Consider the following 26,187-nt stretch of genomic DNA (forward strand, 5'->3'; position numbering starts at 1 on the left):
GGGGCTGAAGAGGCCATCGCCGGAAAGGAGAGGTGTCAGAAGTTTGTAGGCATTTTTCTGACAGTGTCGACTCTGCGGTCAGAAACAGGTATACATTTTTCTGACAAGGGGCGAGCGAGGATGGATCTAAAATCCCAGATTCAAAAGCGGATGGCTGCCCAGGCGCCGTTCGGCGTCTGGACGCCGACCGACTTTCTGGACATCGGCTCGCGCGATGCCATCGACCAGGCGCTGTCACGCATGACCAGCGCCGGAGAGATTCGTCGCATCACGCGCGGCCTTTACGATCTGCCTCGGCCCAACAGCCTGACAGGGAAGCCGACCAATCCCGATCCACGCCGGGTCATCGACGCGCTTGTGCGACGAGACCAGGCGCGCATGTTGGTCGACGGGCTGACAGCGGCCAACGACCTTGGGCTGACGGATGCAGTCCCGGCCAAGATCTCGGTCCACACCGACGCGCGCCTGCGTCCGATCAAGTTGGGCGCCCAAACCATCACCTTCAAACTAACCGCGCCCAGCCGCCTGCACTGGGCGGGCCGTCCGGCGATGCGCGTCGTCCAAGCGCTGCAATGGCTCCGCGGCACGATCGACACCGATCGCGATCGTATTCACCGCCGTCTCGCCGCGATCCTCGCCGATCCCGATCACGGCGCAGCCATCGTGGCGGACTTGCGCGAGGGGTTCACCAGCCTGCCGGACTGGATGCAGAACTTCCTCCGCTCCTTGCTCGACGAACCGCCGTCCTCCTCTTCCCGGAATAAACCGACCAAGCGACAGCCCGGGAGCCGCCGATGAATCCGGGTTTCGTCACCTTCCTTTCGGCTGCTGCGGAGGACCGCCGCGACGCTTTTCTCGGCGCGGCGCAAAGCTTGGGCGCCCCGGAGCAGAACATCGAAAAGGATTTTTGGGTCTGTTGGACCCTCGATGCGCTGTTCAACGGCGCCGAGGCGAGCGGCCCTCGACTGCTGTTCAAGGGCGGGACCTCGCTCTCGAAGGCGTTCGGATTGATCTCCCGCTTCTCGGAAGACATCGACATCACGGTCTTCCGGGATGACCTGGGCGAGGGAGCGACGGTTGATGAACTGGAGGCGCTAAGCGGCAAGAAACGGCGACGGCGCCTCGACGCCATCAAGAGCGCGAGTCAAGCCTACGTGAACGAGTCGATGCGCCTGCAGGTCGAGGGGCATTTGCGCGAGACCCTGGAAACTGCGGGCCTGGAAGCTGATGCCGGGCGGGTGGAGCTCGATCCGGACGACCCCGACCGGCAAAGCTTATTGATCTGGTATCCGAAGGTGACGGCGGCTGACGAGGGCTACGTCAGGCCGGCGGTCAAGATCGAGTCAGGCGCAAAGTCGGCTCTCGATCCGAACCAACCCGCAATCGTCAAACCTTATGTCGCCGACGTGCTCGCCGATCTCGAGTTGAGCGTGCCCGAGGTCAGAACTGTCGTCGCGGAACGCACCTTCTGGGACAAGATCGTGATCTTGCATGGATTGCGCCAATGGTTCGATGCGCGTGGCGCGCTCCGCGGCGGCGGGCAGCGAATTTCACGGCACTACTATGATGTCTATCGGCTACTCGACTCCGATGTCGGACGCGCCGCTTCGAGCGATCTTGCGCTGGGCGCCGACTGCGTGCGGCACGCCCGCATGTTCTTCAACAGTCCGGATCTGAATCTCGCGACTTCGGCGCCCGGCTCTTTCACGCTCTCGCCGAGCCGCGAAATGGCCACTGAGCTCGCACGCGACTACGCCGCCATGGCGGGAATGATCTTCGGAACGGCGCCCGCGCTTGGAGAGGTCCTCGGACGGGTCGCCGAGCTCGAGGCGCGCATCAACCAAACCAAAGCAACTGAGGCGAGCGGAGGCCGGACCGGGGGCAGAGGAGCATGAACACAGAGGCCGACACCTGTCGAAAATTTGTTGTGCCGCGCTTGCAGGCTGCAGGATGGGATAACGCACCCCATGCGATCAACGAGCAGCGCACCTTTACAGATGGCCGAGTGATCTTCGTCGGGGGGCGTGCGCGCCGCGGCCGGCAGAAGCGGGCCGACTACATTTTGCGTTTCAGCGCCGACTATCCGATCGCTGTCGTGGAAGCGAAGGCAGGCTACAAGTCCGCCGCCGATGGTCTACAGCAGGCTAAGGATTACGCGGAGATTCTGGGGCTGAAGTTCGCGATCGCCACGAACGGCGATGAGATTGTGGAGTTCGACTTCTTCACCGGTGTTGAAACGCTGCGCGCCGACTTTCCAGCACCCGCGGAATTGTGGGCGCGGCAGCGCGCCGGCCTTGGCTTGGCTGACGATGCTGCGGCCAATCGGCTCCTCACGCCCGGGTTTCCCGACCCAGGCAAGCCGCTGCGCTACTATCAAGAAGGTGCAGTCAATCAGGCGCTCCAAGCCATTCTGACCGGCAGGCGCCGCGCGCTCTTGACGCTGTGTACCGGCGCCGGAAAGACGGCGGTGGCTTTCCAGATAGCTTGGCGGCTCTGGAGTGCTGGGTGGAACAAACGTGGGGATTTCCGAAAACCGAAGATCCTGTTTCTCGCGGACCGCAACATCCTCGTCGATGATCCAATGGGCAAGACGTTCGCGCCATTCGGCGATGCCCGGTTCAAAATCGAGAATGGTGTCGTCAGCCAGGCTCGCGATATTTATTTCGCGATCTACCAAGCGATCGCCCGCGACGAACGACGGCCGGGCCTCTATCGGGAATACGCGCGCGATTTCTTCGATCTGATCATCGTCGACGAATGCCATCGCGGCAGCGCGCGCGACGACAGCAGTTGGCGCGAGATATTGGAGTATTTCGAGCCGGCGTATCAGCTCGGCATGACCGCCACGCCGCTCAGGGACGACAATCGCGATACCTACGCCTATTTTGGCGCGCCGCTCTACACCTACTCGCTGGCGCAAGGCATAGCCGATGGCTTCCTTGCGCCGTACCGTGTGCACCGGGTGGTGACCGACTATGACGCCGCCGGCTGGCGGCCGACCAAGGGCGAGCTCGACCGCTTCGGACGTGAGGTTCCCGACGACGAGTATCACACGAAGGACTTCGAGCGCGTTGTCGCGCTGCGCGCCCGCACCGAAGCAATCGCCCGACATCTCACGCACTTCCTTGCGCAAACGGACCGCTTCGCCAAAACAATCGTCTTCTGTGTCGATCAGGAGCATGCGAGCGAGATGCGCCGCGCGCTTGCCAACCTCAATTCAGATCTCGTCGTTGCCTATCCGGACTACGCCTGTCGCGTCACCGCCGACGAGGGGGACATCGGGAAGGGCAAGCTGAATGCGTTTCAGGATGTAGAAACGAAAGTTCCTGTCATCCTGACGACGTCGCAGCTTCTGACGACGGGCGTGGACGCGCCGACCTGCAAAAATGTCGTTCTCGCGCGCGTCGTGGGCTCGATGACAGAGTTCAAGCAGATCATTGGGCGTGGCACTCGCTTGCGCGAGGACTACGGCAAGCTCTTCTTCAACATCCTCGACTACACCGGCACCGCCACGGAGAAGTTCGCCGACCCGGAATTCGACGGCGAACCGACCGCCGAAACGGTCACCGAGATCGACGCCGACGGCGAGGTGGTGACGACCGAAGGCGAGGAGAAGCCTCCGCAGGAGACGGCCGACGAGCCGGAAGGCGAGCAGCCGCCGAGTGGGCTGCCGCCGGACGAAGAGTCGGGCGAACCGCGTAAGTATTACGTCGATGGCGGTGCGGTGGAGGTTGTTGCCCACCTCGTCTACGAGCTGGATACCGACGGCAAACGTCTCACTTGCAAGAAGCTGACGGACTGGACCGGTGAGAAGGTCCGAACGCTTTATCCGACCGCAGCGAGCTTTCGCGCGGACTGGCTCGATGCCGATAAGCGCCAGGCCGTGGTCGAAGCGCTCGCCGAGCGCGGCATCGACCTTGAGACTTTGGCGCAGGAAACGGGCCGGCCAGACGACGATCCATTCGATCTGCTCTGTCATCTCGCCTGGAACGCGCCGTTGAGGACTCGCAGGGAGCGGGCGGAACGCCTGCAGCGTGACCGCCGAGATTTCTTCGATCAGTATGGCGCCGATGCACGAGCAGTGCTCGAAGCCCTGCTCGAAAAATACGCCGACCATGGCGCGGCTCAGTTCGTGCTGCCTGGCATCCTGAAAGTGCCGCCGCTCGCGGGCTTCGGCAATCCGAGTGAAATCGCGCGACGCTTCGGAGGTCCGGAGAAGCTTCGCGCGGCCGTCAACGAAATGTCCGGCCTCTTGTACGCCGCTTAGGAAAGCACCTCTGAATGCCGCCACGTGAGAAAAAGAAGGACAACGCGCCAAAGACGACGGCTCAACGCCTCGACAGCGTCATCAAGTCCGCGCGCAACAAGATGCGCAAGGATCGGGAGTTGAAGACGGACCTCACGCGGCTGCCGACCCTGACGTGGCTGATGTTCTTGAAGTTCGTGGACGACATGGAAAGGGTCCACGAAGACGAGGCCGTGCTTGCAGGCGAGACCTACCGCGGCTTGATTGATCCGCCATACCGGTGGCGCGACTGGGCCTCCGATTCTGCGGGCATCACGGGACCGGATCTGCTCTCGTTCATCAATGGAGAGCAGACCGTCCGAGCCGACGGAACGAAGGGTCCGGGCCTGTTCACATATCTCCGGAGCCTTCGTGGGAATGGCGAAGGCCGACAGCGTCGTGATGTTGTTTCAGCGGTGTTTCGTGACCTGCGCAACTACGCGACGAGTGGCTACGTCCTGCGGGACGTAATCAACCTCGTCAACGACATCCACTTCGACAGCACCGAGGACATCCAGACGCTCGGCCGGATGTACGAAACGTTGCTACGGGAGATGCGGGATGCGGCGGGTCAGAACGGAGAGTTCTATACTCCGCGGCCTGTAGTCCGCTTCATGGTCGAGGTCGTCGACCCGAAGCTAGGCGAGACCGTCCTCGATCCAGCCTGCGGCACCGGAGGGTTTCTCGCCGCAGCCTTCGATCACATGAGACCAAGCGCCGATACTGTGGAGAAGCGCGAGATCCTTCAGCGCTCGACGTTGCGCGGCGGCGAAGACTCATCGCTCCCGTTCCTGTTGGCGCAGATGAATCTGCTGCTCCACGGGTTGGAGGCGCCCCACATCGAGTTCGGAAATGCGCTGCGTTTCAAGCTGACGGAGATCGGTGAGCGTGATCGCGTCGAGGTCATCCTGACCAATCCTCCGTTTGGCGGAGAAGAGGAAGCAGGCATCCTCACGAACTTCCCTGACGATCGGCGCACCGCCGAGACCGCTCTGCTGTTTCTGCAGCTCATTATGCGACGCCTGAAGCGAGCAGGCCACGGGCGAGCCGGCGTAGTCGTTCCGAATGGGATCTTGTTTGGCGACGGCATCGCGGCGCGCATCAAGGCGGATCTGCTAGAGCGGTTCAATCTGCACACTATCATCCGGCTGCCGGAAGGAACGTTTTCCCCCTACACCGATATTCCAACCAACATCATATTCTTCGACACTTCAGGGCCCACCGGTGACATTTGGTATTGGGAACAGCCGCTTCCAGAGGGTCGGCGCAAGTATTCAAAAACGCAGCCGTTACTGTACGAAGAACTCAGTGACTGCCTTGAGTGGTGGTCCGCGCGCGAGGAAGGACCACGGGCATGGAAAGTCTTTGGGCCGAGTCTCATCAAGCGCGATTCAGAAGGTCGCACCATTGCTGTAGATTTGGACCTCAAGAATCCTCGTGCCAAGGAGGCGGACCACCGTCGGCCTGTTGAGATCATTGAAGGCGCAATCGCCAAGCAACGTAAATTGCTGGCTATGCTTGACGAGTTGGGAGCGCTGGTAGGCGCGTTCGACAAAATCACTTCGGACTCGCCTCGCGCAAGACTCGGCGATGTAGCGCCACTCGTTCGACGCCAGGTTCAAATAGATCCTGGTAAGACCTATACCGAGATAGGCGTGCGCAGCTTCTACAAGGGGATATTCCATCGCCGGACAATACCTGGGGCAGAGTTCACTTGGCAGAAGTTATTCCGCATCGCCACTGGCGACCTCGTATTCAGTAATTTGATGGCGTGGGAACAGGCAATCGCGCTGGCCTCAGCTGCTGATGATGGCTGCGTCGGAAATCATCGGATGCTTACGTGTGAAGCCGATCGAACGAGATGTCTCCCGATGTTTCTGTGGTACTATTTTCGTACGCCGGAAGGTTTTGCGCAGGTTGTCGCGGCGTCACCGGGATCGATCGCACGAAATAAGACGCTGTCAGCCGAACTCCTGCCCAATATTACTGTTCCGGTCCCATCCCTGGACGCGCAGGAGTGGTTTGAGGCCCTTCACGCGAAAGCTCATGCAGTCGAGCTTGGTCAAGCCGAGGTTGATAGGGCGCTAAGCGGACTGATGCCGTCCTTGCTGCACCATGCGTTCGGCTGACGCATGACGCTTTCGGTTGTGGCTCGCGAGGTGCAGCGACGTTGGGGATTTGTGCGGCCATGCGGACGGTATCGGGAGCTGAAGCGAGGGCGCTGATCGAAAGCCAGTTGGCCGCGCACGGCAACGGCGTGCTCTCCGTTCTCAGCCAATATCGGCGCGATGACGCGGTGGCTGCATGGCATGAGACGATCCGAGCCGTCGAGGAGTTCATCAATCTCCCGACATTCGGGATCGTCGACGATCGGATCCGAGCCTGGTTGTGCGCGGTTCGATTGGACGATGCGTTTGTTGCGAATCCGGGGCCGACCTGGCTAGCCGTGCGTCAGGCGCTCGCGCCACATCTCGAGCCGTCCGTCATCTCTCGCTTCACGCGGGTCATGCTCTACGCTGGGGCCATGGGCTCGGCCTTTGCGGCGCATGGGCTGGATGCCCGTAGCGCAAGCATCACGCTCGACACGATAGGTGGGGCGGTCGACTACTTTCAGTCGCGGCGACGGCACTTCGTCTCGCTGCTGTACACCATGCCCTACGCATGTTCCGGCTCGCTCGTTCTCCAGCCCTACGACGCTCTGACCGTTCTCATGCCGCAGGTCGAGCATAGCTGCATCGCCATCACCGGTTTCCATCAAAAGCTTGCGCTACTCGACGCTCTGCCTGATTTCAGTCTGGAGGTCGACCACGTTGGCGCCATGTCGAGCCACAGCTTCGAGACCTTGGACGACTATTTTCTCGAACCGGAGCGCGCGTCTATCCATGTGATGGCGGAATTGCGCGGCGATCAGTTCACAATGCCCGCCATGGAGCCGTTGGATCGAGGCAAGATCTTTTCAGCCGCCGAACTGCGCAATGGCGCGAAGTTGATCGGGGCGACCTACGAGGCCTTTGGCCTGAAGGACTCCGATTTTTCCGCCATGGGCTTGCTGGTAGTCGCATTCGCACGCCATTGCCGCGACGATTATTACGTCGAGATCGGAAAGGAGAAGTTCCGCTCGATGTTGCGCGCGCAATCCGCGATCGACCCCTTCGAGCTTGAGGCCCTCCTCGTCAACAAGCCCTCGGACTATGCGACGAACACCAATGCGTATCAGCCCTTCCTGGACCTTGGAGACAGGGTCGTCTCGAACATCAATCTTTTGTCGCGCTTCCTCTACGCGTTCAAGAACGTTCACCTGGGCAGCCGCCGGCGCTTCCAGATCCATGCGGGCTTCATCTTCGAGGATATGGTGAAGCGCGACCTCGACCGCATGGGCTTCACCGTGACAAGCATCAAGCGGATTAATCGGAAGGAATTCGATGTCGTCGCCACCCGCGGCAGCGTCATCTTCAACATCCAGTGCAAGAATAACTGGATTGATCTGTCGAAGATTGAGGCTGAGCGCGCGCTGTTCGTCCGATATAACCGGTCCCTGGCAAATTACTATGCGCGCGCCCTGAAGAAGGAGCGTAGACGCGATCATCTGCTGAAACAGCAACTGGGAATGGACAAGGTCGTGCACTATGTGGTCAGCCGATTTCCAGTGATCGGCGCCGACCCCGCAGTAATCAACTACAATCAAATCGATCGGCTTCGTTTCGCCGGCCAGGCGGGGGCATGACTAATCCAGCGGATATTCGCGACCTGCTCTTGCGGTTCACCGGCCCCGACCTCACGCAAACGCTTGCGCGGATCGAGAGTGCGGTGCGCGGAGTGGCGGCGAAGGATTGCGCAAACTTTCTAGAGGGCGCTGGCGTGGGTCGGGAGGCGTTGGCCGCGGCGGCCGCGATGAAGCGCTTGGCCGGGCAGATCAATGTGACCATCCATGCGCTCGGCATCCTGCTCTGCCTTCCGCACATCCTCGAACCGGATGAGCGGGTCGAATATGTGTCCCTCGGCGCCGGGAATACCGGGCGCGATTTCGACCTGGAGACCAACCTGCGGGTCGCCGAGTTCAAATTCATTCGGTGGCGGGGCGGCGCGGAGTCGATCCGCCAGAATTCCGTATTCAAGGATTATCTGCTGCTCGCCGAGCATCCGACGGCGAAGCGAAAATACCTCTATCTGCTCGGCACCGAACATGCGCTCAAATTCCTGCGGGGCGGTCGCGCCCTGTCGAGCGTGCTGAGTCGAAACGACAAGCTGCAGAAGATGTTCGCGGATCGCTTTGGCGAGGCGTTCCGGACGGTCGGTGACTATTACGCGGTCCACGCCGGCGCTGTGCAGATCGACGATGTCTCGCCGTGGCTTTCGGAGCTGGCGGAAGACTTGATCGCGGAGCCGGACACTGGCGCGGACGACTAGGGAGCGGGGCGAGTGACGCGCGTGCGGCGTGCAGCGCGGCCCGCTGGTGGTCGCGTCGCGGTCAGGAGCGCTTCCTCCGCGGATTTCTGCGGTCCCATGAAGTCCATGCGATCGGCGATATAGGCGCCGAACGCGCGCGCATCTTCGGATGATGGCATCGGGAACGCGTGTCTGAGCGGAAGAAACGCCGTCAACGCGATGCGATAGAGCGGCGCGGCATATTCGAAGATCGTCCGTTGGGGCGTGGGGAGAAAGAGATTGCTGCGCTCGACGGGATTGCCGTGGAGGAAATCGTTTCGGCACTCGTAGAGCACTTGATAGAGCCAGGACGCCAATGTGCGCTTTACCTTGGTCTTGCCGCCTGTGTCGTGGACGAGCTGGCTGCTCTCCGTCTCGGCCCAGGGCGTCCGCTCGATCATCTCGAACACCTTGTCGCGGTTGGCCTGGCCGCTTCCGCCGGGATGCACGAGAATCTCGAAAGCGCTGACCCAGAGGGAGACGACCCGACCGACGTCGTAGAACGTCGTATCGGTCCCGGCCGGCAAGAGGGAGGCTTGGTATGCCATGTTGAGCGAACGCATCAGCGCGACATCCTCCCAGGCAGGCTCCGCCGCTTCGTAGCGGCGACGCCAGCGAGCCATGAGCGCCGCCAGGAGCGGCTGGTCGATATCTGTTTTGCCGAGTGACGTGCGGAACAGGGCCGGCGACGATTGTCCCTTGAAGCGAGAGAGCTCATGCGTGCCGAGGATTGCCGGCGTGCTGCCGATCACATCCTCATAGTGTCGGTCGAGCATCCAGGGGTAGATTGCGAAGGCCTCACCGAACAGCACGCGATGCCCGCGTGGATGTCGGAGTTCCTGCGCCCGGCCGTGAGTGACCGCCGAGAGCGCGATAAGGTCGCGGAAGCTCGCCAGGGCCGTCACGTCGCGAAAGAGCGGCGGCGCGGCCGCGTCGAGGATCAAGACCGAGGGCTCGAACTTCTCTCCGAAATTGTCCGCAAAGCGGTTGAGGAAGCGTCTGAACGAGGGATACGCCCGCTTGAGGGCCGCAACCCGAGGGTCATTCGCGGGCGCGAGCGCAGCGATCTCACAGCCGATGGCAACGTCCAGCGGAATATTCGGCAGGACGAACACCGGCGTCCAATCGGCATCGGTCATGTGTTATTCCTGTCTCGACGGGCAAGCGTCTGCGGTCGCTGAAGTATTTGTGTTTACAATATGCCGGAACAACAATGAACGATATCAAACGGGAAGACGCAGGAGAGAAGGCTGCGAAAAGTGATCGCGCGCCGTTGGTGGTTCTCGTCCGCGGCGCCGAGAAGACATTCGATAATGCGGAGCGCCTTTTTTTCGAGGCGCAACTCTTGGCGAAAGCGGGCGCGGTGGCGCGTGCCCTTTGCCTCCACCAGATCTCGCTCGAGGAGTGCTCGAAGGTCAACAACCTCGGTGCGTGGGCGGTCAGCTTGGTTCTTGGGTTGGAAGTCAATCAGAAGAAGGTGCTGGCCGCCTTCGGCCGTCACGCTGCCAAGAACAAATCGAATGCGTACATGCTGAAGGGCTCGGAGGCGGAAACCGATGCGAAGGCCCGTGGCGACTGGGAGGCTGCCATGGAGGCATTCAGGCAGACCCAAGATGAGTTTCACGAGACGTCAAACCGAGCCAAGAACGCCTCCCTGTACGTGGACTGGGTTGACGGTGAATTCGCCGCGCCAAGCGAGCGCATCACCAAGGAGATGCTGGCCGAGATTACGGAGCGAAACGCTGAATTTCTCGGTTATGCCCAAAACGGCCTGAAGATGCTGAGACGGCTGGAGACGTCACCGGAGGAAATGAAGGGATTGCTCTCGGGTTTCGTCGAACAGGCGGAAAAGCTCCGCGAAGAGAAGCCGGACGACTTTATGGGGGCAATGGAGACATTGCTGTCGAGCTTCCTGGAAAAGGGAAAGCGGAAGCTAAAGGGTTAGAGACTTTTCGAGAGGCCAAGCTCGAATCAGTTCCCGCCCTCGGCGACGCCGGCGTGGCGGAGCAGGTCGCCGATGCTGTCGGTTCCGATCTGACAGCGGGCGATCACACGGTCGTAGGAAATGACGCGACCGCCGCGTCCTCGTTCCGTTGTGCATATGACTGCGCTCAGGAGGGCGATGCGCTCGAGGGCGGCCTTGGCTGCGGCACTACCCGGCTGGTGCAGTTCAGGCGCGTCAAAATCCGCGAGCCGAACTTCGATCCACTCCTTGGGATCGGCCGTCTTACCAACGCAAAGACCGTCCCCGTCACCGACGTATCGGACGACTCCAGAAAAGCTGATGCCGGCCTGGCTCGGTAGTGGCGCCTCGCACGGGTCGGCATGCACAGGAGCGGTGGGCCAGAGCAGGCCGAGCGCACCGGCGACGATGAGGACGCGATAGTTCACGCGGCTTGCTTCAACGGATTGTTGGCTTTCTTCCTCTTGAGCAGCGCCCGAACGAACCTGTCCCACTTGGCCATGCCGGCGCGCTTTTCGACCATATAGTGCCAGCGATCGTAGTGCTTGGAGCTGACGTCCTGGAGGGCGTGATTTTGGAGGCGATCGCGGATTTCCTTCGATACACCTGCCTTGCCGGCAAGCGTTTTGAAAGTCCGGCGGAGATCGCGGTTCGTCGCATAGGGGATCACGCCGCGGTCCCGTTGTCGCCAGACGAAGCTATATAGCGTGCCATGGCTGACGGGTTTCTTCGGGTCTTTGGCAGAGGGGAAGAACCAGCCATATTCGTTCGGCTTGATCGACTCGATCAGTTCGGCAGCGAGCAAGGGAACCGGAACGGCGTGGGGCTGCTCGTTCTTGGTCTTGGACCAGTCGATGATCCGCTCCTTGGCGTCCCATTGATCGACATGCAGCCGTGCAATCTCCTCGACGCGCTGGCCGGTCAGCATGATGAGTTGCACGGCGCGAGGATAGGAGGGGTGGACCGGCGTGTCGGGGCATTCCAGCCAGCGATAGAGTTGCACGAACTCGTCTTCGTCGAGCCAGCGAGTACCCTGGACCTTCGGCTCGGTCGGGATGCCCGTTGCGGGATTGAAGGGGAGCCGGAAGCGGCGAGAGGATTGCTGGCGATAGTCGTTGTCGGACTTCATGCCCCAGCTAAAGGCAGCATGGAGGTAGGAGCGAACATGATCGGCCATGGACTTTGCGCCTCGCTCGTAGATGGGGCGGATCAGCTCGATGATTTCCTCGGCCTCGATCTCACGTGCGAGGCGGTTGCGCCCCAGCGTATCGGCGATCTTGTTGAGGCCCTTTTCGGTTTCCTTCCATGATGGCTTGCCGGCTTCCTTGAGCGCCGCGACATAACCCTCGAACAAGTCGGCTACCGTGCCGGGACGTGTGTCGGTGGCTATCTTGATGCTTCGGCCCTTTTGGATGACGTCGGCAAAGTCGCGCTTGTAGATTTCGCGGGCCTGGGCCAGCGACATCGACGGATAGGCACCGATCTTCTTCTTAGTGCGTTTGCCGTCGCGCCATTGCTGCGCCATCCAATCGGCGGTGACACGCTTCGGCATGGGCTTGAGAACGAGGACGAGACGGCCGGTGCCACGTCCTTCGCCATCGGCGAGGTTTTCTTGTTTGCGGCTGATTTCGACGCGCTTCAGTGCGTGCCGGATCGCGGTGTCGGTTAGGACGGTCATGGCGTTTCCTCCCTTCCGGAACTGGGATCGGTCGAGGAGAAACAGGGATCGCTAGCTGGGAGCGGAAGGCCGTTTTCTACCCCTTTTACAGCCCCCAATTTGCCAAAACCGCCCCCACTACGCAATGCCAAAAATGCGCGATTTTGTTAGTGTTTCAAGGTGCTTGAGCGTGATTAAACGTGATCAAAGGGGGCGAGTGGGGTGGTTGTGCACGAGGATGATCGCGGTGGCCGAGAGTTCCAGCGCCCGCCGCACGATCTCGCGCGGATAGACCGGCGTGTGGTCGACGGTGCCGGTCTGCTGCACCTCGTCGGCGATCAGCGCGTTCTTCTTGTCGAGGAACAGGATGCGGAACTGCTCGCGCGCCTCGAAGGCCATCGCCATCCGGCAATAGTCGATCACCGCGCTCCACGAGGTGAGCACCTGGCGGCCGCGGATCGCGCTTTTCAGCATGCGTTCGGCGGCGGCGGCGGCGAGTTTGATCTCCAGCGCCACGGCCGGGCCGACGCCCGTGACTTCGCCCAGCAGGCGAGGGGGCGCGCCGAGCACTTCGGCGAAGGATCCGAACCGGGCGAGCAGCGCCTTGGCCACCGGCTTGGTGTCGGCGCGGGGAATGGCGCGAAACAGCAGCAGTTCGAGCAGCTCGTAATCCGCCAGCGCGTCCGCGCCGGCCTGGACGAAGCGTTCGCGCAGCCGCTCGCGGTGGCCGGCATAGTGCGGTTTCGGCTTCTCGACCACGGACGAGGCACGGCCGGGCGCGACGCTGCGTTCGGAAAAGAACCCGCGCTCGTCCTCGTCCTCGATCGTCATCGACGCCCTCGCCATCGCCCGCCCCGTGTGCTGGCCAGGGCAAGCTTAGTGCAAGACGCGGCAAGAGAGAACAGGCCGTTGCGGTGGTGGCGTCAGGCCGCTTCGGGCAGGCCCGGGCGGTCGAGCCCGCCGGGTGACAGCGTGAAGATCTCGCAGCCCGTGGCGGTCACGCCGACCGTGTGCTCGTACTGTGCCGACAGCGAGCGGTCGCGCGTCACCGCCGTCCAGCCGTCCGACAGCACCTTCACGTGCGGCCGGCCGAGATTGATCATCGGCTCGATGGTGAAGATCATGCCGGGGCGCATTTCCACGCCCTCGTTGCGGCTGCCATAGTGCAGGATGTTCGGCGCGTCGTGGAACAGCCGCCCGACCCCGTGACCGCAGAAGTCGCGCACCACCGAGCAGCGCTCGGCCTCGGCGAAGGACTGGATCGCGGCGCCGATCGCGCCGGTGCGGGCGCCGGGTACCACGGCCGCGATGCCGCGCATCATGGAATCATGCGTGACCTCGAGCAGCCGTTCGGCGGCGCGCTTGATGCGTCCCACCGGATACATGCGCGAGGAATCGCCGTGCCAGCCGTCGAGAATGTAGGTGACGTCGATGTTGACGATGTCGCCCTCGCGCAGCGGCTTGGCATCGGGAATGCCATGGCAGACCACGTGGTTGATCGAGGTGCAGGAGGATTTCGTGTAGCCGCGATAGTTGAGCGTGGCCGGCAGCGCACCATGATCCATGCCGAATTCGAAGACGAAGCGGTCGATCTCTTCGGTGGTCACGCCCGGCGCCACGCGTGAGGCCAGTTCGTCGAGCGCGCGTGCGGTCAGCTGGCAGGCCTTGCGCATGCCTTCGAAGGCCGCCTCGTCGTAGAGACGAATCTGGCCGGTGTTCTTCAGCGGCGCAAGCGCTGCATCCTGGTAGGTGACCATGATCTGGCTTTCGTGGCGATCGGTGGCAGGTGAGGCGGACCCTGCCCCTGATTTGGCATCGATCGGTCCGGGCATCAAGGCCGCAGATCGCCTGCCGCGAAATCAGCCCCGGTTCGGCGGCCATACCGGCCGTCCGTCTGGCCGCGCTCCCGGCCGGGAACCAATGGCTGCCTCAAACCTCCGGAATGTTCTCCTTGAGGATCAGGTGCAGCCGCGGCGGATGGCTTTCGTAGGCCAGTCCCCTGATCGACGACGTCAGCAGGTTCAGCGCCTCGCGGGCCTCGACCCTGGGATTCTGGTCGATGACGGCGTCCATCGTGCCGTCCAGCAGCAGCCCCTTGGTGTCCTCGGTCAGTTCGTGGCCGATCAGGATCACCGACCGCGCGCGACCGCTCTCCCGCAGCGCCCGCGCGATTCCCTGATTGCCGGCCCCGATGTTGTAGATGCCTGCCAGGTCGTCATGCCGTTCGAGCAGGGCCGACGCCTCGGCATAGGCGCGCTCGCGATCGTCGAGCATCTCGCGCAGTTCCACGATGGTCAGGTTGGGGAACTCCTCCACCAGGATGTGGCGGAACCCCATCTCGCGCTCCTGGTGCCCCCGGTAGGACAGGGAGCCGGCGAACATGGCGACCTTTCGCGGTGCGTCGCGCCCCAGCAGGCGCCCGATCAGATGTCCCGCAAGCCGGCCCGCCTGCCGGTTGTCGATGCCGACATAGGCGATGCGCGGCACATGCAGCACGTCCGTGGCGAGGGTCACGACCTTCGTGCCGCCATTCGACAGGGCGCGGATGGCTTCCCGCACGGTCGGGTGATCGAGGGCGATCAGCCCGACGCCCTGCGTGACCCCGGCGAGATCGTGCAGGGTGGCCGCCAGCGTATCGGGGTTGAAACCCTCGATGCCATGCATGTGGACGTCGAGCTCGGGGCGAGCGGCGGCTTGCAGCCGAAGCTGCTCGTGCAGGATGCGGATGAAGGAATTCGTCCCGACGGGCAGCACGAAGTCGAGGCGGAGCGTTCCCGCGCGCGTGCTCATGGCAGATCCGGGGTCGGGCGCGATGTAGCCGAGCCGCCGCGCGACCTCCAGCACCACTTCGCGCGTGCGTTCACGCACCCCGGGGCGGTTGTTGAGGACCCGGTCGACCGTGGCGGCCGATACGCCGGCCTCGCGCGCAACGTCCGTTACTGTGGAACGCATGGTCGGTGTCTCGGGTCAAAACGCATATGTCGAGGCCGGGCGAGATGTGTCCGGACCCGCCTGAGCCTGATGGGAAATGATGAACACACCAAGCCGGGCGCGGCAACCCTTGCGTCCGGATATCCACCGCACCCGGGAAAGCCGGCCTGCAGTACGATCCCATCAAATTCCATCATGTGCGATGCAAACCGGATTTGGTGCATCGCGGGAGGTGTTTGAATTCGCAATTGTTTCCCTTTGGGCCTTCGATGTGAGGGCAGATGAGTGGAAATGATGTTGACATCATCATCTTGAAACGTCAATCTTCCTCATATGGGCGCTCTCATTCGCCCACAGGGAGGAATTTCGATGACAGATCTGATGCGCATGTCGCGTCGCAGGCTGCTTGCGACCGGAGGAAAGGCAGCACTCTATGCAGGCGCGATCGGGATCGCGCCGAAGTTCATTCGGCCGGGACGCGCCTACGCAGCGGACGCGCTCGCGCCCGGCATGATCGGCGGTCCGACCGGCTTCGAGGGCGCCGAACGCTACCAGTACGGCGCCGAAACGCCCGAGGGACGCGCCATCGAGGCGGCGAAGCAGTTGAAGGCCTCCGGCGTGGACCGGATCGTGCTCGGCCTGTCGGACGGCTCCATCGGCCAGCTGACGCAGCCCTTCCCGGCAGGTGCGCCGTCGATCAAGGAGCTGTGGGAGCGGGAAACCGGCATCACGCTCGAGATCGTCGGCGTGCCGAACGGCCAGGAATTCACCAAGACGATGCAGGACATCTCCACCAGGGGTGGGGCCTACGACATCTATGCCGTCGAGTGGAATCGCCTCGGCGACCTCGCCGAGACCGGCGGCATCATCAAGCTCGACGATTTCGTCGAAAAGCACCGGCCGGAATGGGACGATCCCGAGACTGGCTATGTCGGCGGCGCCAAGGGCGTCTCGCTGCTCAACCAGTATCGTGGTTCCACCTATGGCGTGTCGCTCGATGGTGATTTCCAGACCTGGGTGTACCGCACCGACCTGTTCAACGATCCGGCCGAGCAGAAAGCCTTCAAGGACAGGTACGGCTACGATCTCGCGCCGCCGCGCACCTGGAAGCAGCTCGACGAAATCGGCATGTTCTTCCACCGCCCCGACAATGGCCTGCTCGGTTCCACCGACATCCGCAACCAGGGCTGGGGCTACACCAACTGGTACCAGCGCTACGTGTCGATGGGTTCGCCCAACCAGTTCCTGTTCGACGATGACGGCAGGGCGCTGATCAACTCCGAAGCCGGCATCGCCGCAACGCAGGAATACATCGACTCGCTGGCCTACAAGTCGCCGGATGCCATCTCCTGGGGCTGGCCCGAGCAGTACGGCAACTTCGCCAATGGCGGCGCGGCGATGACCTGCGCCTTCTCCAACCTGCCGAAGTTCCTCGACAACCCGGCCAACGCCGACTCGAAGGTGACCGGCAAGATCGGCTCCATGCTGCCGCCCGGCCGCGAGGTCGACGGTGGGCTGGTTCGGCGCTCGGTGCTGTGGCTGAACCTTTCGGCTTCGATCTCGTCGCAGGCGAAGAATCCGGAGGCCTGCTACGCCCTCCTGCAATGGCTCGGGTCGGCCCGCATCTATGCCTGGATGACTGCGAACCCCGGCGGATACTTCGACCCGTTCCGCCTGTCGGACTTCTCCGACCCGCTGGTTCGTCAGACTTACCACGCCTATCACATGGACGTGGTGCGCGAGACGGTGGAGCGCACGGTCCCGACGATCAACTATCCGGGTGCGACGGCCTTCCACAACGCCCTCGACGAGAACCTCGTCGCGGCCCTGACCAAGTCGAAGACGGCCGAGCAGGCCATGGCCGACACCGAGCGCGAATGGCAGCGGATCGCCCGCCGCACCGGTGAGGACAAGCTGCTCGAGGCGATCAGGACCAACAAGGAAGCCTGGCCCACCATTATCGATCCGATCGGCTGATCTCCCGGACCGGCCGAACGGGTGGGAGGGGCGGTACGACGCCCCTCCCGCATGTCTTGAAAACCAGACGAGCGTGCCTCCTTGCCATGAAGCGTTCCGTTTCCTTCGAGCTGTTTCGATACGCGGCGATCCTGCTCGCCCTGGCGGTGACGCTCATCCCGATCCTGTGGATGGTGTCGATGGCCTTCAAGCCCGTCGGCGAATGGTCGGCCACGGGCGCCGACCTGACGTGGTGGCCGCAGAACCCGACCCTTTCGAACTTCCGCTTCATCTTCGGCCAGTCCGATTCCAGCCTGATCGTCGCGCTGGACCGCACGGCCATGAAGCCGATCCTGTCGTCCCTGCTGTCGGCGAGCTTCGGCACCCTGATCGCGATGACGGCGGGCACCGCCGCCGCCTATGGACTGTCGCGCTTCGGCTCGGGCCAGAACCTGCCGCTGGCGCTGACGCAGCTGCGGCTGTTTCCGCCGATGGCGGTGATGATCCCGGTGATGATCATGTGGGCCTTCCTCAAGCTCACCGACACCTGGTGGGGCCTGGCCCTGGTCTATGGCATCGTCACGCTGCCCTTCGCCTTCTGGCTGATGAAGACCTTCTTCGACGACATGCCGCGCGAGATCGAGGAGGCGGGGCTCGTCGAAGGGTGCTCGCGCTGGCGGGTGTTCACCCGGATCACGCTGCCGATGATGCGCGCGCCGCTGGCGTCGGCGGCTCTGTTCGTCTTCATTCTCAACTGGTCGGACTATCTGATCGCCCTTCTGCTGACGACGCGCGAATGGGTCACGGTGCCGGTCTACATGGCCTCTCTGTCGTCCTCGATGACCGGCCAACTCTACGGCGCCAAGGCCGCGCTCGGCCTCATCGCCGCCGTGCCGCCCGTGATCATGGGCATCGCCATCCAGCGCCATCTCGTGCGCGGGCTCACCTTCGGAGCCCTGAAGCAATGAGCGTGGCCACGGTTTCGCAGACCGCCATGGCGGGGCAGGACACGACCGCGAGGGCCGGGCGGGACGAGTCGGCGCGGCTCGGCTTCCGGCTGACGCTGCCGGCCCAGATCCTGGTCCTGTTCATCGCCGTCTTTCCCCTCCTGATGCAGCTCTACATCAGCCTGACCGACTGGTCGCCGCTGAGCGGGCGCAACTGGTGGATGGCCTGGGAGAGCTGGAACAGCTTCTACAACTACTACGACCTGATGCAGGACAATCGCTTCTGGGGCGCGCTCTGGCGCACCTTCGTGGTGATGATCGTCTGCGTCCCGGTCGAATTCCTGCTCGGCCTCGGACTGGCGACGCTGTTTGCCGACGATTTCCGCGGCAAGCGGGTTTTCTATTCGATCCTGCTGATGCCGATGATGGTGGTTCCGGCGGTGGCGGGCTACATGTTCTTCATGTTGTTCCAGTCGGGGGGGCCTGTGAACGATGTGCTGTCGACCCTGCTCGGCACCCGCGTCGCCATCGCGTGGCTGTCGGATCCGACGCTCGCGCTAGTCGCGGTGATGATCGCCGACATCTGGCAATGGACGCCGCTGATGTTCCTGATCCTGCTTGCGGGTCTCGTCGGCGTGCCGCAGGACCAGGTCAGGGCTGCGACGCTGCTCGGCGCCGGCCCCTGGCAGCGCTTCGTCACCATCGTCATTCCGAAGATGAAGACGATCATCATCATCGCGCTGGCGATCCGGGTGATCGAGAACTTCAAGATCTTCGACACGCTCTACATCATGACCGGCGGCGGTCCCGGCGTCGCGACGGAGACGATCTCCGTCTACATCTACAAGCTCACCACGCAGGACCTGATCTGGGGCTACGTGGCGGCCATCGCGCTGGCGATCCTGCTGGTGCTGTCGGTCGTCACCATCTGGGCCATGAAGCGCATGGCGGCCGCGCGCGAGGTGCAGGCATGAGCGCGATCCGGCTGCAGAATCTGGTCAAGCGCTTCGGCTCCTTCACCGCGCTGAAGACGATGGATCTCGACATCGGCGACGGCGAGTTCATGGCGCTGCTCGGACCTTCGGGATGCGGCAAGTCGACCACGATGAACATGATCGCCGGCATGGAGGAGCCGTCGGAAGGCCGCATCCTGTTCGGCGACCGCGACATGGCGGGCGTCGCGATGGGACAGCGCGGCGTCGGCTTCGTGTTTCAGAACTACGCGATCTTCACCCACATGACCGTCCGCCAGAACCTCGCCTACGGACCCAGGATGCACGGCAAGCCGAAGGCCGAGATCGACCGGCGCGTGGCGTCGATCGCTGACCTTCTGCAGCTGACCCCGATGCTCGACCGACCCGCACGGGGCCTGTCGGTGAACATTCTCCAGCGGGTGGCGATCGGCCGCTCGGCCATCCTCGAGCCGGCGATCTTCCTGCTCGACGAGCCGCTGTCGAATGTCGACGCGGCGTTTCGCGCCGTCATGAGAACGGAACTGAAGCAGCTCCAGCGCGAATTCCGGCAGACGATGGTCTACGTCACCCACGACCAGCTCGAAGCCATGACCATGGCCGACCGCATCGCGGTCATGGACCATGGCGTGCTGCAGCAGGTCGGGACGCCGCTCGAGGTCTACAACAACCCGGCGAACGTCTTCGTGGCACGCTTCATCGGCTCGCCGGGCATGAACCTGCTGCCCGGGAAGCCGAGCGAAAGCGACCGCGGTCTGGTCGTCGACCTCGGCCCTCTCGGGGCGACGGCACCCTTGCCGCCGTCGCTCGCTCAGGCGCTGCGCCGACATTCCGGCGACGTGCTCTTCGGCTTCCGTCCCGAACAGGCCAGCCTCGAACCGGCGGGGCCGGGCATCACCGCCCCCATCACGATCGTCGAGCGCATCGGCGCGCGCACCATCGTCCATCTCGGCGACGACGAGACGGCGATGAAGGTGGTGGTCGACAACGACGTCGCCGCCGATGCCGGGACGTCGGTCGTGGTCGTGCCGAGGTTGGACACGGTGCGCATCTTTGACCGCGCCACCGGCACCGCCATCGGAGGCGAACATGGCTGAGGTTGTTTTCCGTAACGTATTCAAGCGCTTCGGAGACACTGTTGCCGTCTCGGACGCCAGCTTCGCCGTGGAGGACAACGAGTTCTTCTGTTTCTTCGGTCCGCCTCTGTCCGGCAAGTCGACCATCCTGCGTCTGATCCTCGGCCTGGAGACGCCCGATTCCGGCGAGATCCTGATCGATGGTCGTCCCGTGAACGGCGTCGGGCCAGCCGAGCGGAACGTCGCCATGGTGTTCCAGAACCTGGCGCTCTTTCCGCACATGACGGCGCGGGAGAACATCCGTTTCCCGCTGGTCGAGCGCAAGGTGCCCGCGCCGGAGATCGACCGCAGGCTGGACGAGGTGGCGGCCAAGCTGCACATCCGACACATCCTGCACAAGCCGCCGGCACAGCTGTCGGGCGGCGAGCGCCAGCGCGTCGCCATCGCCCGGGCGCTGGTGCGCGATCCCGTCGCCTATCTGATGGACGATCCCATTTCGGCGCTCGACGCGAGGCTGCGCGAGGAAACCCGCGTCGAGCTCAAGCGCATCCAGCGCGAGCTCGGCAAGACGCTGATCTATGTCACGCACGACCAGGAAGAGGCGATGTCGGTCGCCGACCGCATGGCCATCATGGAAGGCGGATCGATCCGCCAGATCGGCACGCCGCGCGAGATCTACGACCATCCCGCCAGCACCTATGTGGCGCGCCTCCTCGGCTCGCCGATGATGAACATCCTGCCGTCGGGTCCGTCCGGCGACAAGGCCGGGTTCGCCAGCGGCGCCATCGCGATTCCGGGACTGGTCGTCGGCCAGACCGCCGAAATCGGCCTGCGCCCGGAAGACATCAAGGTCGCGGCCTGGACCGAAGGCGATGCCGGTCGCCCCGCTCGCGTGTTCCAGGTCGAACCGCTCGGCGGCTTCACGGTGGTGACCGTCGACGCCGGTGCCTCGCAGGTTCGCGCGCTGGTGCGCGGCCAGCCCGACATCCGGCCGGAGGCACTGGTGGCGCTGTCCTGCGATGCCGCGCGCGTGCACCGGTTCGGACCGGACGGAGCAGCGATGCCGCGATGAATCAAGCCGTCAGAACAAGCGACAGGGAGAACTCAATGGCCGAGGTCCATGAATTCCAGCCGGACGTGAAAGTCCGCAACCGGGACTTCGCGATCGGGTGCATCGGAGCGGGGATGATCATGGCCGAATGCCATCTCGCCGCCTACAAGGAGGCCGGGTTTCCGGTCGTGGCCATCGCCTCGCGCACGAAGGCGAATGCGGCCAAGGTTGCCGAGCGGTGGAGCATCCCGACAGTCCATGACACGCCCGAGAGGCTGATCGAGGACGCCAGCGTCGCGATCATCGATCTGGCCTATCCGCCGGATCTGCAGCCGGCGCTGATCCGCCATGCGCTGAAGCAGCCGCATGTGAAGGCGATCCTGGCACAGAAGCCGCTGGCGCTGTCGCTCGACGAAGCCAAGGCGCTGCGCGACGAGGCGAAGGCGGCCGGCAAGATCCTCTCGGTCAACCAGAACATGCGCTACGATCAGTCGATGCGCGTGCTGAAGCAGATCATGGATTCCGGCGCGTTGGGCGACGTCGTCTTCGCCCAGATCGACATGCACGCGATCCCGCACTGGCAGGGCTTCCTCGAGGATTACGACCGGCTGACGCTGGCCAACATGAGCGTGCATCATCTCGATGCCTTGCGCTTCCTGTTCGGCGATCCGGACGAGATCACGACGCTGACCCGCAAGGATCCGCGCACGACCTTCGACCATTCGGATGGCATCATCGTTTCGACGTTGCGTTTTCCCTCAGGCGTGCTCGCACTCTCGCTGGAAGACGTGTGGTCGGGTCCGCGGCAGGACGGCTACAAGGACGACCAGCACATCCACTGGCGCGTCGAGGGCACGCTGGGCACCGCCAAGGGCACGATCGGCTGGCCGACGGGCGCGCCGTCGACGCTGAGCTATGCGTCGGCGAAGACCACCGGCGGCGAGTGGGTCAGCCCGGGCTGGGACACCATGTGGTTTCCCCACGCCTTCATCGGCGTCATGGAGCAACTCCAGCACGCGGTCGCCACGGGTACCGAACCCGCGCTCTCCGTTGCCGACAACGTCAAGACGATGGCGCTGGTCGAGGCCGGCTACAGGTCGATCGCCGAGGGGCGGACCGTCCGCCTCTCCGAAATTCCGCTTCACTGAAACCGACACCCACAGCAACTCGGGAGGAGTTCCAAGACCATGATGCAAGCCGGTATTTTCACGGGGTATTTCCCCTATTCGCTCGAGGAGACCGCAAAGCGGATTCGCGCCCTCGATTTCAACACGGTCCAGCTCGACCTGCATTTCAAGGATGTCGACCTGTCGGCGGGGCAGATCACCAAGGACAAGGCGAAGAAGGTTCGCGACACCTTCCGCGACCACAACCTGCCGATCTGCTGCATCTCGGGCTATACGAACATCATCCATCCGGACAAGGGCGAGCGCGACAGGCGCGTCGGCTATCTGAAGGAAATCATCCGCAACGCGCGCCATTTCGGCACGCCCTACGTGATTTCCGAGACCGGCACCTACAACACCGAGTCCGACTGGGTGCACCATCCGAAGAACAAGACCGAGGAAGGCTTCGAGGAGTGCCGCAAGGTCATCGCCGACCTCGCGCAGACCGCCTATGACCACGGTGCGGTGTTCCTCCTCGAAACCTATGTCAACAACGTCGTCGGCTCCGTCGAGGAGACGGTGAAGATGTTCGCGCAGGTCGACCATCCGGGCCTTGGTCTCCTGATGGATCCGACCAACTACTTCGAGACCCACAACATCGATGCGATGGACAAGATCCTGAACCAGGTCTTCGACACGCTGACCCAGCACATCAAGATCGCCCATGCCAAGGACGTGAAGCGGTCGGGCGACGACAAGACCGAAAAGCACGCAGACATCGGCGACGAGGACGCGCTGGAGAGCCACACCTTCCGCGGCGTGGGCGAGATCGAGCTGCCGGCGCCCGGCCTCGGTTCGCTCAACTACGACCTGTATCTGCGCAGGCTGGCCGAGAAGCACCCGAACATCGAGGTGATCATCGAGCACCTGTCGGAAGACGACGTGCCGCGGGCAAAGAAGTTCCTCGACGGCAAGTTCCGCGACAACGGACTCTGATCCAGGCAACCGGGGAGGCGCAAAGCCGCGCCTCCCGCATCCATGCGGCGAAGGTGAACATGGTCGAACTCTACGGACAGACGCTGACCCGCCGGCAGGTCGCCGAGCGCTCCGGCATGCTGTCGCAGTTCGCCGGGGTCCGCCTGATGACGCTCGACGACGGCGTCGAACGCGGCATCCGGATGCTCGAATTCCGCACCGGCAGCGGCCTGCGCTTCACGGCGCTCGTCGACCGGGCGCTCGACATCGCCGATTGCGACTACCGGGGCCAGGCGATCGGCTGGCATTCGCCGGCCGGATTCCGCCATCCCGGCCTGCACGACTATGAAGGGGAGGCGGGCCTTGCCTGGGCACGTTCCTTCTCCGGCCTGCTGGTGACCTGCGGCCTCGACCACATCCTCGGCCCCGAGGACGTGCCGGCCGACAGCTACTGCTATCCCGGACGGCGGACGGTGCGCCACTCGCTTCATGGCCGCGTCGGCACCATTCCCGCGCGTCTGACCGGCTATGGAGAAAGCTGGGAGGGCGATCGCTGCGTGCTCTGGGCGGAAGGCGTGGTCCAGCAGTCCACCGTTTTCGGCGAGGATCTCCACCTGCGCCGGCGCATCGAGGCGGATGTCGGCGGCAGCGAGATCCGGGTTCGCGACACGGTGGTCAACCATGGCTTCCTGCGCACGCCGCACATGTATTTCTATCACGTCAACGTCAGCCACCCGCTGGTCGACGAAGGCTCGCGCTACGTCGCGCCCGTTCGCGACGTGGTTTGGGCCGCGCATGCGGGCGAGGCCTATCGGGCACAGGACGTCGGATACCGCCGCTTGCCCGGCCCCATGCGCAACTTCCGCGAACAGGTCTGGCAGCACGAGCTCGCCGCCGATGCGTCCGGCGAGGTGCCCGTCGCGGTCGTCAACGAGCGCATCGGGCTTGGCCTCGAACTCGTGACCCGCAAGCAGCAACTGCCCTGCATGTACCAGTGGCAGAACTTCCAGGCGGGTCAGTACGCCATGGGCATCGAGCCCTCGACCCACCACGTGCTCGGCGACAATGCGGCGCGCGAGCGCGGCGAGATGATCTGGCTCGAACATGGCGACGAGCGCGCCTACGAGGCGACGTTCCGGGTGCTGGACGGCATGGCCGCGATCAAGGCCGCCGAAGAGCGCATCGCCGGCATCGCGCCCCAGCCGGATGACGAATTTCCAGCGCCGTCGGGTCGCTTCCCGGCGCTGACGGGAGGATCGCGAACATGAAGCGACGAGTGGAGCGGCCGACGGGCTGCCGGGCCGGCGGGGGGAGGAGCCCGGTGTCGAGCGGCTGGCCGTGGAGAACATGATGAGCAGCATGGAAAAGACCAAGCGCGACTACAGCCTCGTCGGCGAGAGCACGCGGCGTGCGATCGAGACCGGCCTCGCATCGGCCGAGTGGTACCATACCGACGTGCCCCGCAAGGTGATGAAGGACTTGATGCAGCGCTCCGACGGGCCGGCGATCCGCGACACCATCCTGTGGTTCGCGCTGCTGATCGGCTCGGCCGCCGGCGCGATCTGGTTCTGGGGCACCTGGTGGTGCGTTCCGTTCTTCTTCGTCTACGGCGTGATCTACGGCTCCTCCAGCGATTCCCGCTGGCACGAATGCGGCCACGGCACCGCATTCCGCACGCGCTGGATGAACGACGTGATCTACCAGATCGCGTCCTTCATGCTGATGCGTAATCCCGTGCAGTGGCGCTGGAGCCATGCGCGCCACCACACCGACACCATCATCGTGGGACGCGACGCGGAGATCGCCGTGATGCGGCCGCCGGACCTTTTGAAGGCGGCGCTGATGTTTACCGGGTTGCTCGATTTCCGCTACTCGCTGCCTGGCCTCTTTCGTCAGGCCTTTAGGGGCCTCAATGCCGAAGAGGAAAGCTATATCCCCGAGATGGAGCGGCACCGGGCGGTCGTCGCCGCCCGCTGGCACGTCGCGATCTACCTCGCCACCCTCGCGGTCGCGCTCTACAGCTGGTCGTTCCTGCCGCTGATGCTGATCGGCCTGCCGCGCCTCTACGGCAGCTGGCACATGGTGCTGACGGGGCTGCTCCAGCATATCGGGCTCGCCGACAACGTCACCGATCACAGGCTGAACAGCCGCACGGTCTACATGAATCCGGTCAGCCGCTGGATCTACTGGAACATGAACTACCATGTGGAGCACCACATGTTCCCGATGGTCCCGTACCATGCGCTGCCAAGGCTGCACGAACTGATCAAGCACGACCTGCCGGAGCCCAATCCGTCCATGTGGCACGCCTACCGGGAGGCCTGGCCGGCGCTGCTGCGCCAGCTGAAATACGAGGATTATTTCCTCAAGAGAGAACTGCCGCCAACGGCAAGGCCCTATCGCGACGAGTTCCACAACCTCGCGACGCCGACCGCCGCGGAATAGCAGCGCCGGGACGACCGACACCAATCGCCCGCCGCGCCCGCGCGCGGCGGCAAGAGATCACGCATGCCGAAAGGAACGCAAATGGCAGACTGGATCGAAGCCTGTTTGGTCGACGACGTGGACGAGGAGGACGTGATCCGCTTCGATCACGAGGGACGCACCTTTGCGATCTACCGCTCGCCGGACGGGCAGTTCTTCGCCACCGACGGGCTGTGCACGCACGAGAAGGTGCATCTGGCTGACGGCCTGGTGATGGACGACATCATCGAGTGTCCCAAGCACAATGGCCGCTTCAACTACAAGACGGGTGCGGCCAAGGGCGCGCCGGTCTGCGTCAACCTGGCGACCTATCCCGTCAAGGTGGAGGCCGGCACCGTCTTCATCGGACTGGACTGAGCC

23 protein-coding genes are annotated in these 26,187 nt (G+C 63.5%); 17 read left to right on the forward strand and 6 right to left on the reverse strand.

Annotated elements, in window-relative coordinates:
• Positions 1-120 precede the first annotated feature (120 nt).
• From EJC49_RS10390 to EJC49_RS10415, 6 genes are read left to right on the forward strand one after another with little or no spacing between them, the layout of a single operon-like run.
• A complete protein-coding gene (locus EJC49_RS10390) occupies positions 121-798 on the forward strand; it encodes a DUF6088 family protein (protein WP_126699859.1) in 678 nt (225 codons plus the stop codon).
• The gene (locus EJC49_RS10395) at positions 795-1,895 is read left to right on the forward strand and encodes a nucleotidyl transferase AbiEii/AbiGii toxin family protein (protein WP_126699860.1); all 1,101 of its coding nucleotides are present in this window, start codon (positions 795-797) and stop codon (positions 1,893-1,895) included. Before EJC49_RS10390 ends, EJC49_RS10395 begins: the two co-directional genes overlap by 4 nt.
• Positions 1,892-4,267 carry an EcoAI/FtnUII family type I restriction enzme subunit R gene (hsdR, locus tag EJC49_RS10400; protein ID WP_126699861.1) on the forward strand — a complete coding sequence of 792 codons (2,376 nt, stop codon included), beginning with the start codon at positions 1,892-1,894 and terminating at the stop codon, positions 4,265-4,267. The genes EJC49_RS10395 and hsdR overlap by 4 nt, the downstream gene beginning before the upstream one ends.
• Positions 4,268-4,281: 14 nt before the next feature.
• On the forward strand, positions 4,282-6,414 hold the full coding sequence (locus tag EJC49_RS10405; RefSeq protein WP_126699862.1) for an N-6 DNA methylase: 2,133 nt from the start codon (positions 4,282-4,284) through the stop codon (positions 6,412-6,414).
• Between the two features lie 59 nt (positions 6,415-6,473).
• The gene (locus EJC49_RS10410; protein WP_126699863.1) at positions 6,474-8,009 is read left to right on the forward strand and encodes a hypothetical protein; all 1,536 of its coding nucleotides are present in this window, start codon (positions 6,474-6,476) and stop codon (positions 8,007-8,009) included.
• Positions 8,006-8,692, forward strand: a complete 687-nt coding sequence (locus tag EJC49_RS10415) for a hypothetical protein (protein WP_126699864.1) — start codon at positions 8,006-8,008, stop codon at positions 8,690-8,692. The genes EJC49_RS10410 and EJC49_RS10415 overlap by 4 nt, the downstream gene beginning before the upstream one ends.
• Here EJC49_RS10415 and EJC49_RS10420 read toward each other — a convergent pair.
• On the reverse strand, positions 8,689-9,825 hold the full coding sequence (locus tag EJC49_RS10420) for a hypothetical protein (protein ID WP_245453349.1): 1,137 nt from the start codon (positions 9,823-9,825) through the stop codon (positions 8,689-8,691). The two genes, EJC49_RS10415 and EJC49_RS10420, sit on opposite strands and share 4 nt — an antisense overlap.
• Before the next feature lie 98 nt (positions 9,826-9,923).
• Between EJC49_RS10420 and EJC49_RS10425 the strand changes: the two genes are divergently transcribed.
• A complete protein-coding gene (locus EJC49_RS10425) occupies positions 9,924-10,655 on the forward strand; it encodes an AbiV family abortive infection protein (protein ID WP_245453350.1) in 732 nt (243 codons plus the stop codon).
• 26 nt (positions 10,656-10,681) lie between these two features.
• Here the strand turns inward: EJC49_RS10425 and EJC49_RS10430 are convergent, their stop codons facing one another.
• From EJC49_RS10430 to EJC49_RS10450, 5 genes are all read right to left on the reverse strand, one after another.
• Positions 10,682-11,101: a thermonuclease family protein gene (locus EJC49_RS10430; RefSeq protein ID WP_126699866.1), complete on the reverse strand. Its 420-nt coding sequence runs from the start codon at positions 11,099-11,101 to the stop codon at positions 10,682-10,684.
• The gene (locus EJC49_RS10435; protein ID WP_126699867.1) at positions 11,098-12,351 is read right to left on the reverse strand and encodes a tyrosine-type recombinase/integrase; all 1,254 of its coding nucleotides are present in this window, start codon (positions 12,349-12,351) and stop codon (positions 11,098-11,100) included. The genes EJC49_RS10430 and EJC49_RS10435 overlap by 4 nt, the downstream gene beginning before the upstream one ends.
• Positions 12,352-12,534: 183 nt before the next feature.
• Positions 12,535-13,161 (reverse strand): JAB domain-containing protein, encoded by a 627-nt coding sequence (locus EJC49_RS10440; RefSeq protein WP_126699868.1) that lies wholly within the window; start codon positions 13,159-13,161, stop codon positions 12,535-12,537.
• A 92-nt stretch (positions 13,162-13,253) separates the two neighbouring features.
• On the reverse strand, positions 13,254-14,087 hold the full coding sequence (gene map, locus EJC49_RS10445) for a type I methionyl aminopeptidase (protein WP_126699869.1): 834 nt from the start codon (positions 14,085-14,087) through the stop codon (positions 13,254-13,256).
• A 172-nt stretch (positions 14,088-14,259) separates the two neighbouring features.
• Complete coding sequence (locus tag EJC49_RS10450) at positions 14,260-15,282, reverse strand: LacI family DNA-binding transcriptional regulator (RefSeq protein WP_126699870.1); 1,023 nt, start codon at positions 15,280-15,282, stop codon at positions 14,260-14,262.
• Between the two features lie 348 nt (positions 15,283-15,630).
• On the opposite strand from EJC49_RS10450, the gene EJC49_RS10455 reads away from it, so the two are divergent.
• From EJC49_RS10455 to EJC49_RS10500, 10 genes are all read left to right on the forward strand, one after another.
• A complete protein-coding gene (locus EJC49_RS10455; RefSeq protein ID WP_126699871.1) occupies positions 15,631-17,238 on the forward strand; it encodes an extracellular solute-binding protein in 1,608 nt (535 codons plus the stop codon).
• A gap of 86 nt (positions 17,239-17,324) precedes the next feature.
• Positions 17,325-18,185 (forward strand): carbohydrate ABC transporter permease, encoded by an 861-nt coding sequence (locus EJC49_RS10460; protein WP_126699872.1) that lies wholly within the window; start codon positions 17,325-17,327, stop codon positions 18,183-18,185.
• Positions 18,182-19,138, forward strand: coding sequence for a carbohydrate ABC transporter permease (locus EJC49_RS10465; RefSeq protein ID WP_126699873.1), 957 nt, complete (start codon positions 18,182-18,184; stop codon positions 19,136-19,138). Before EJC49_RS10460 ends, EJC49_RS10465 begins: the two co-directional genes overlap by 4 nt.
• Positions 19,135-20,232 carry an ABC transporter ATP-binding protein gene (locus tag EJC49_RS10470; protein WP_126699874.1) on the forward strand — a complete coding sequence of 366 codons (1,098 nt, stop codon included), beginning with the start codon at positions 19,135-19,137 and terminating at the stop codon, positions 20,230-20,232. The genes EJC49_RS10465 and EJC49_RS10470 overlap by 4 nt, the downstream gene beginning before the upstream one ends.
• Positions 20,225-21,283 carry an ABC transporter ATP-binding protein gene (locus tag EJC49_RS10475; RefSeq protein ID WP_126699875.1) on the forward strand — a complete coding sequence of 353 codons (1,059 nt, stop codon included), beginning with the start codon at positions 20,225-20,227 and terminating at the stop codon, positions 21,281-21,283. The genes EJC49_RS10470 and EJC49_RS10475 overlap by 8 nt, the downstream gene beginning before the upstream one ends.
• A 35-nt stretch (positions 21,284-21,318) precedes the next feature.
• Positions 21,319-22,410 (forward strand): Gfo/Idh/MocA family protein, encoded by a 1,092-nt coding sequence (locus EJC49_RS10480; protein ID WP_126699876.1) that lies wholly within the window; start codon positions 21,319-21,321, stop codon positions 22,408-22,410.
• A 39-nt stretch (positions 22,411-22,449) separates the two neighbouring features.
• On the forward strand, positions 22,450-23,364 hold the full coding sequence (locus EJC49_RS10485) for a sugar phosphate isomerase/epimerase family protein (protein WP_126699877.1): 915 nt from the start codon (positions 22,450-22,452) through the stop codon (positions 23,362-23,364).
• A gap of 59 nt (positions 23,365-23,423) precedes the next feature.
• A complete protein-coding gene (locus tag EJC49_RS10490) occupies positions 23,424-24,611 on the forward strand; it encodes an aldose 1-epimerase family protein (protein ID WP_126699878.1) in 1,188 nt (395 codons plus the stop codon).
• A gap of 82 nt (positions 24,612-24,693) precedes the next feature.
• Entirely contained in the window at positions 24,694-25,788 is a 1,095-nt protein-coding gene (locus EJC49_RS10495; protein WP_126699879.1) for a fatty acid desaturase family protein, read from the forward strand.
• A gap of 81 nt (positions 25,789-25,869) precedes the next feature.
• Entirely contained in the window at positions 25,870-26,184 is a 315-nt protein-coding gene (locus EJC49_RS10500) for a MocE family 2Fe-2S type ferredoxin (protein WP_126699880.1), read from the forward strand.
• The last annotated feature ends 3 nt before the right edge of the window (positions 26,185-26,187 follow it).

It is taken from the genome of Aquibium carbonis (genome assembly GCF_003970795.1).
In the GTDB taxonomy this organism is placed as follows: Bacteria; Pseudomonadota; Alphaproteobacteria; order Rhizobiales; family Rhizobiaceae; genus Aquibium; species Aquibium carbonis.

Excerpts from the sequence above, each read along its gene's own strand:
- EJC49_RS10435 (WP_126699867.1), bottom strand. The coding sequence starts at position 12,351 with ATGACCGTCCTAACCGACACCGCGATCCGGCACGCACTGAAGCGCGTC.
- EJC49_RS10480 (WP_126699876.1), top strand. The coding sequence starts at position 21,319 with ATGGCCGAGGTCCATGAATTCCAGCCGGACGTGAAAGTCCGCAACCGG.
- EJC49_RS10410 (WP_126699863.1), top strand. The coding sequence starts at position 6,474 with ATGCGGACGGTATCGGGAGCTGAAGCGAGGGCGCTGATCGAAAGCCAG.
- EJC49_RS10475 (WP_126699875.1), top strand. The coding sequence starts at position 20,225 with ATGGCTGAGGTTGTTTTCCGTAACGTATTCAAGCGCTTCGGAGACACT.
- EJC49_RS10395 (WP_126699860.1), top strand. The coding sequence starts at position 795 with ATGAATCCGGGTTTCGTCACCTTCCTTTCGGCTGCTGCGGAGGACCGC.
- EJC49_RS10405 (WP_126699862.1), top strand. The coding sequence starts at position 4,282 with ATGCCGCCACGTGAGAAAAAGAAGGACAACGCGCCAAAGACGACGGCT.
- EJC49_RS10450 (WP_126699870.1), bottom strand. The coding sequence starts at position 15,282 with ATGCGTTCCACAGTAACGGACGTTGCGCGCGAGGCCGGCGTATCGGCC.
- EJC49_RS10465 (WP_126699873.1), top strand. The coding sequence starts at position 18,182 with ATGAGCGTGGCCACGGTTTCGCAGACCGCCATGGCGGGGCAGGACACG.
- EJC49_RS10390 (WP_126699859.1), top strand. The coding sequence starts at position 121 with ATGGATCTAAAATCCCAGATTCAAAAGCGGATGGCTGCCCAGGCGCCG.
- hsdR (WP_126699861.1), top strand. The coding sequence starts at position 1,892 with ATGAACACAGAGGCCGACACCTGTCGAAAATTTGTTGTGCCGCGCTTG.
- EJC49_RS10415 (WP_126699864.1), top strand. The coding sequence starts at position 8,006 with ATGACTAATCCAGCGGATATTCGCGACCTGCTCTTGCGGTTCACCGGC.
- map (WP_126699869.1), bottom strand. The coding sequence starts at position 14,087 with ATGGTCACCTACCAGGATGCAGCGCTTGCGCCGCTGAAGAACACCGGC.
- EJC49_RS10460 (WP_126699872.1), top strand. The coding sequence starts at position 17,325 with ATGAAGCGTTCCGTTTCCTTCGAGCTGTTTCGATACGCGGCGATCCTG.
- EJC49_RS10470 (WP_126699874.1), top strand. The coding sequence starts at position 19,135 with ATGAGCGCGATCCGGCTGCAGAATCTGGTCAAGCGCTTCGGCTCCTTC.
- EJC49_RS10500 (WP_126699880.1), top strand. The coding sequence starts at position 25,870 with ATGGCAGACTGGATCGAAGCCTGTTTGGTCGACGACGTGGACGAGGAG.
- EJC49_RS10455 (WP_126699871.1), top strand. The coding sequence starts at position 15,631 with ATGACAGATCTGATGCGCATGTCGCGTCGCAGGCTGCTTGCGACCGGA.
- EJC49_RS10495 (WP_126699879.1), top strand. The coding sequence starts at position 24,694 with ATGAGCAGCATGGAAAAGACCAAGCGCGACTACAGCCTCGTCGGCGAG.
- EJC49_RS10490 (WP_126699878.1), top strand. The coding sequence starts at position 23,424 with ATGGTCGAACTCTACGGACAGACGCTGACCCGCCGGCAGGTCGCCGAG.
- EJC49_RS10440 (WP_126699868.1), bottom strand. The coding sequence starts at position 13,161 with ATGACGATCGAGGACGAGGACGAGCGCGGGTTCTTTTCCGAACGCAGC.
- EJC49_RS10485 (WP_126699877.1), top strand. The coding sequence starts at position 22,450 with ATGATGCAAGCCGGTATTTTCACGGGGTATTTCCCCTATTCGCTCGAG.
- EJC49_RS10425 (WP_245453350.1), top strand. The coding sequence starts at position 9,924 with ATGAACGATATCAAACGGGAAGACGCAGGAGAGAAGGCTGCGAAAAGT.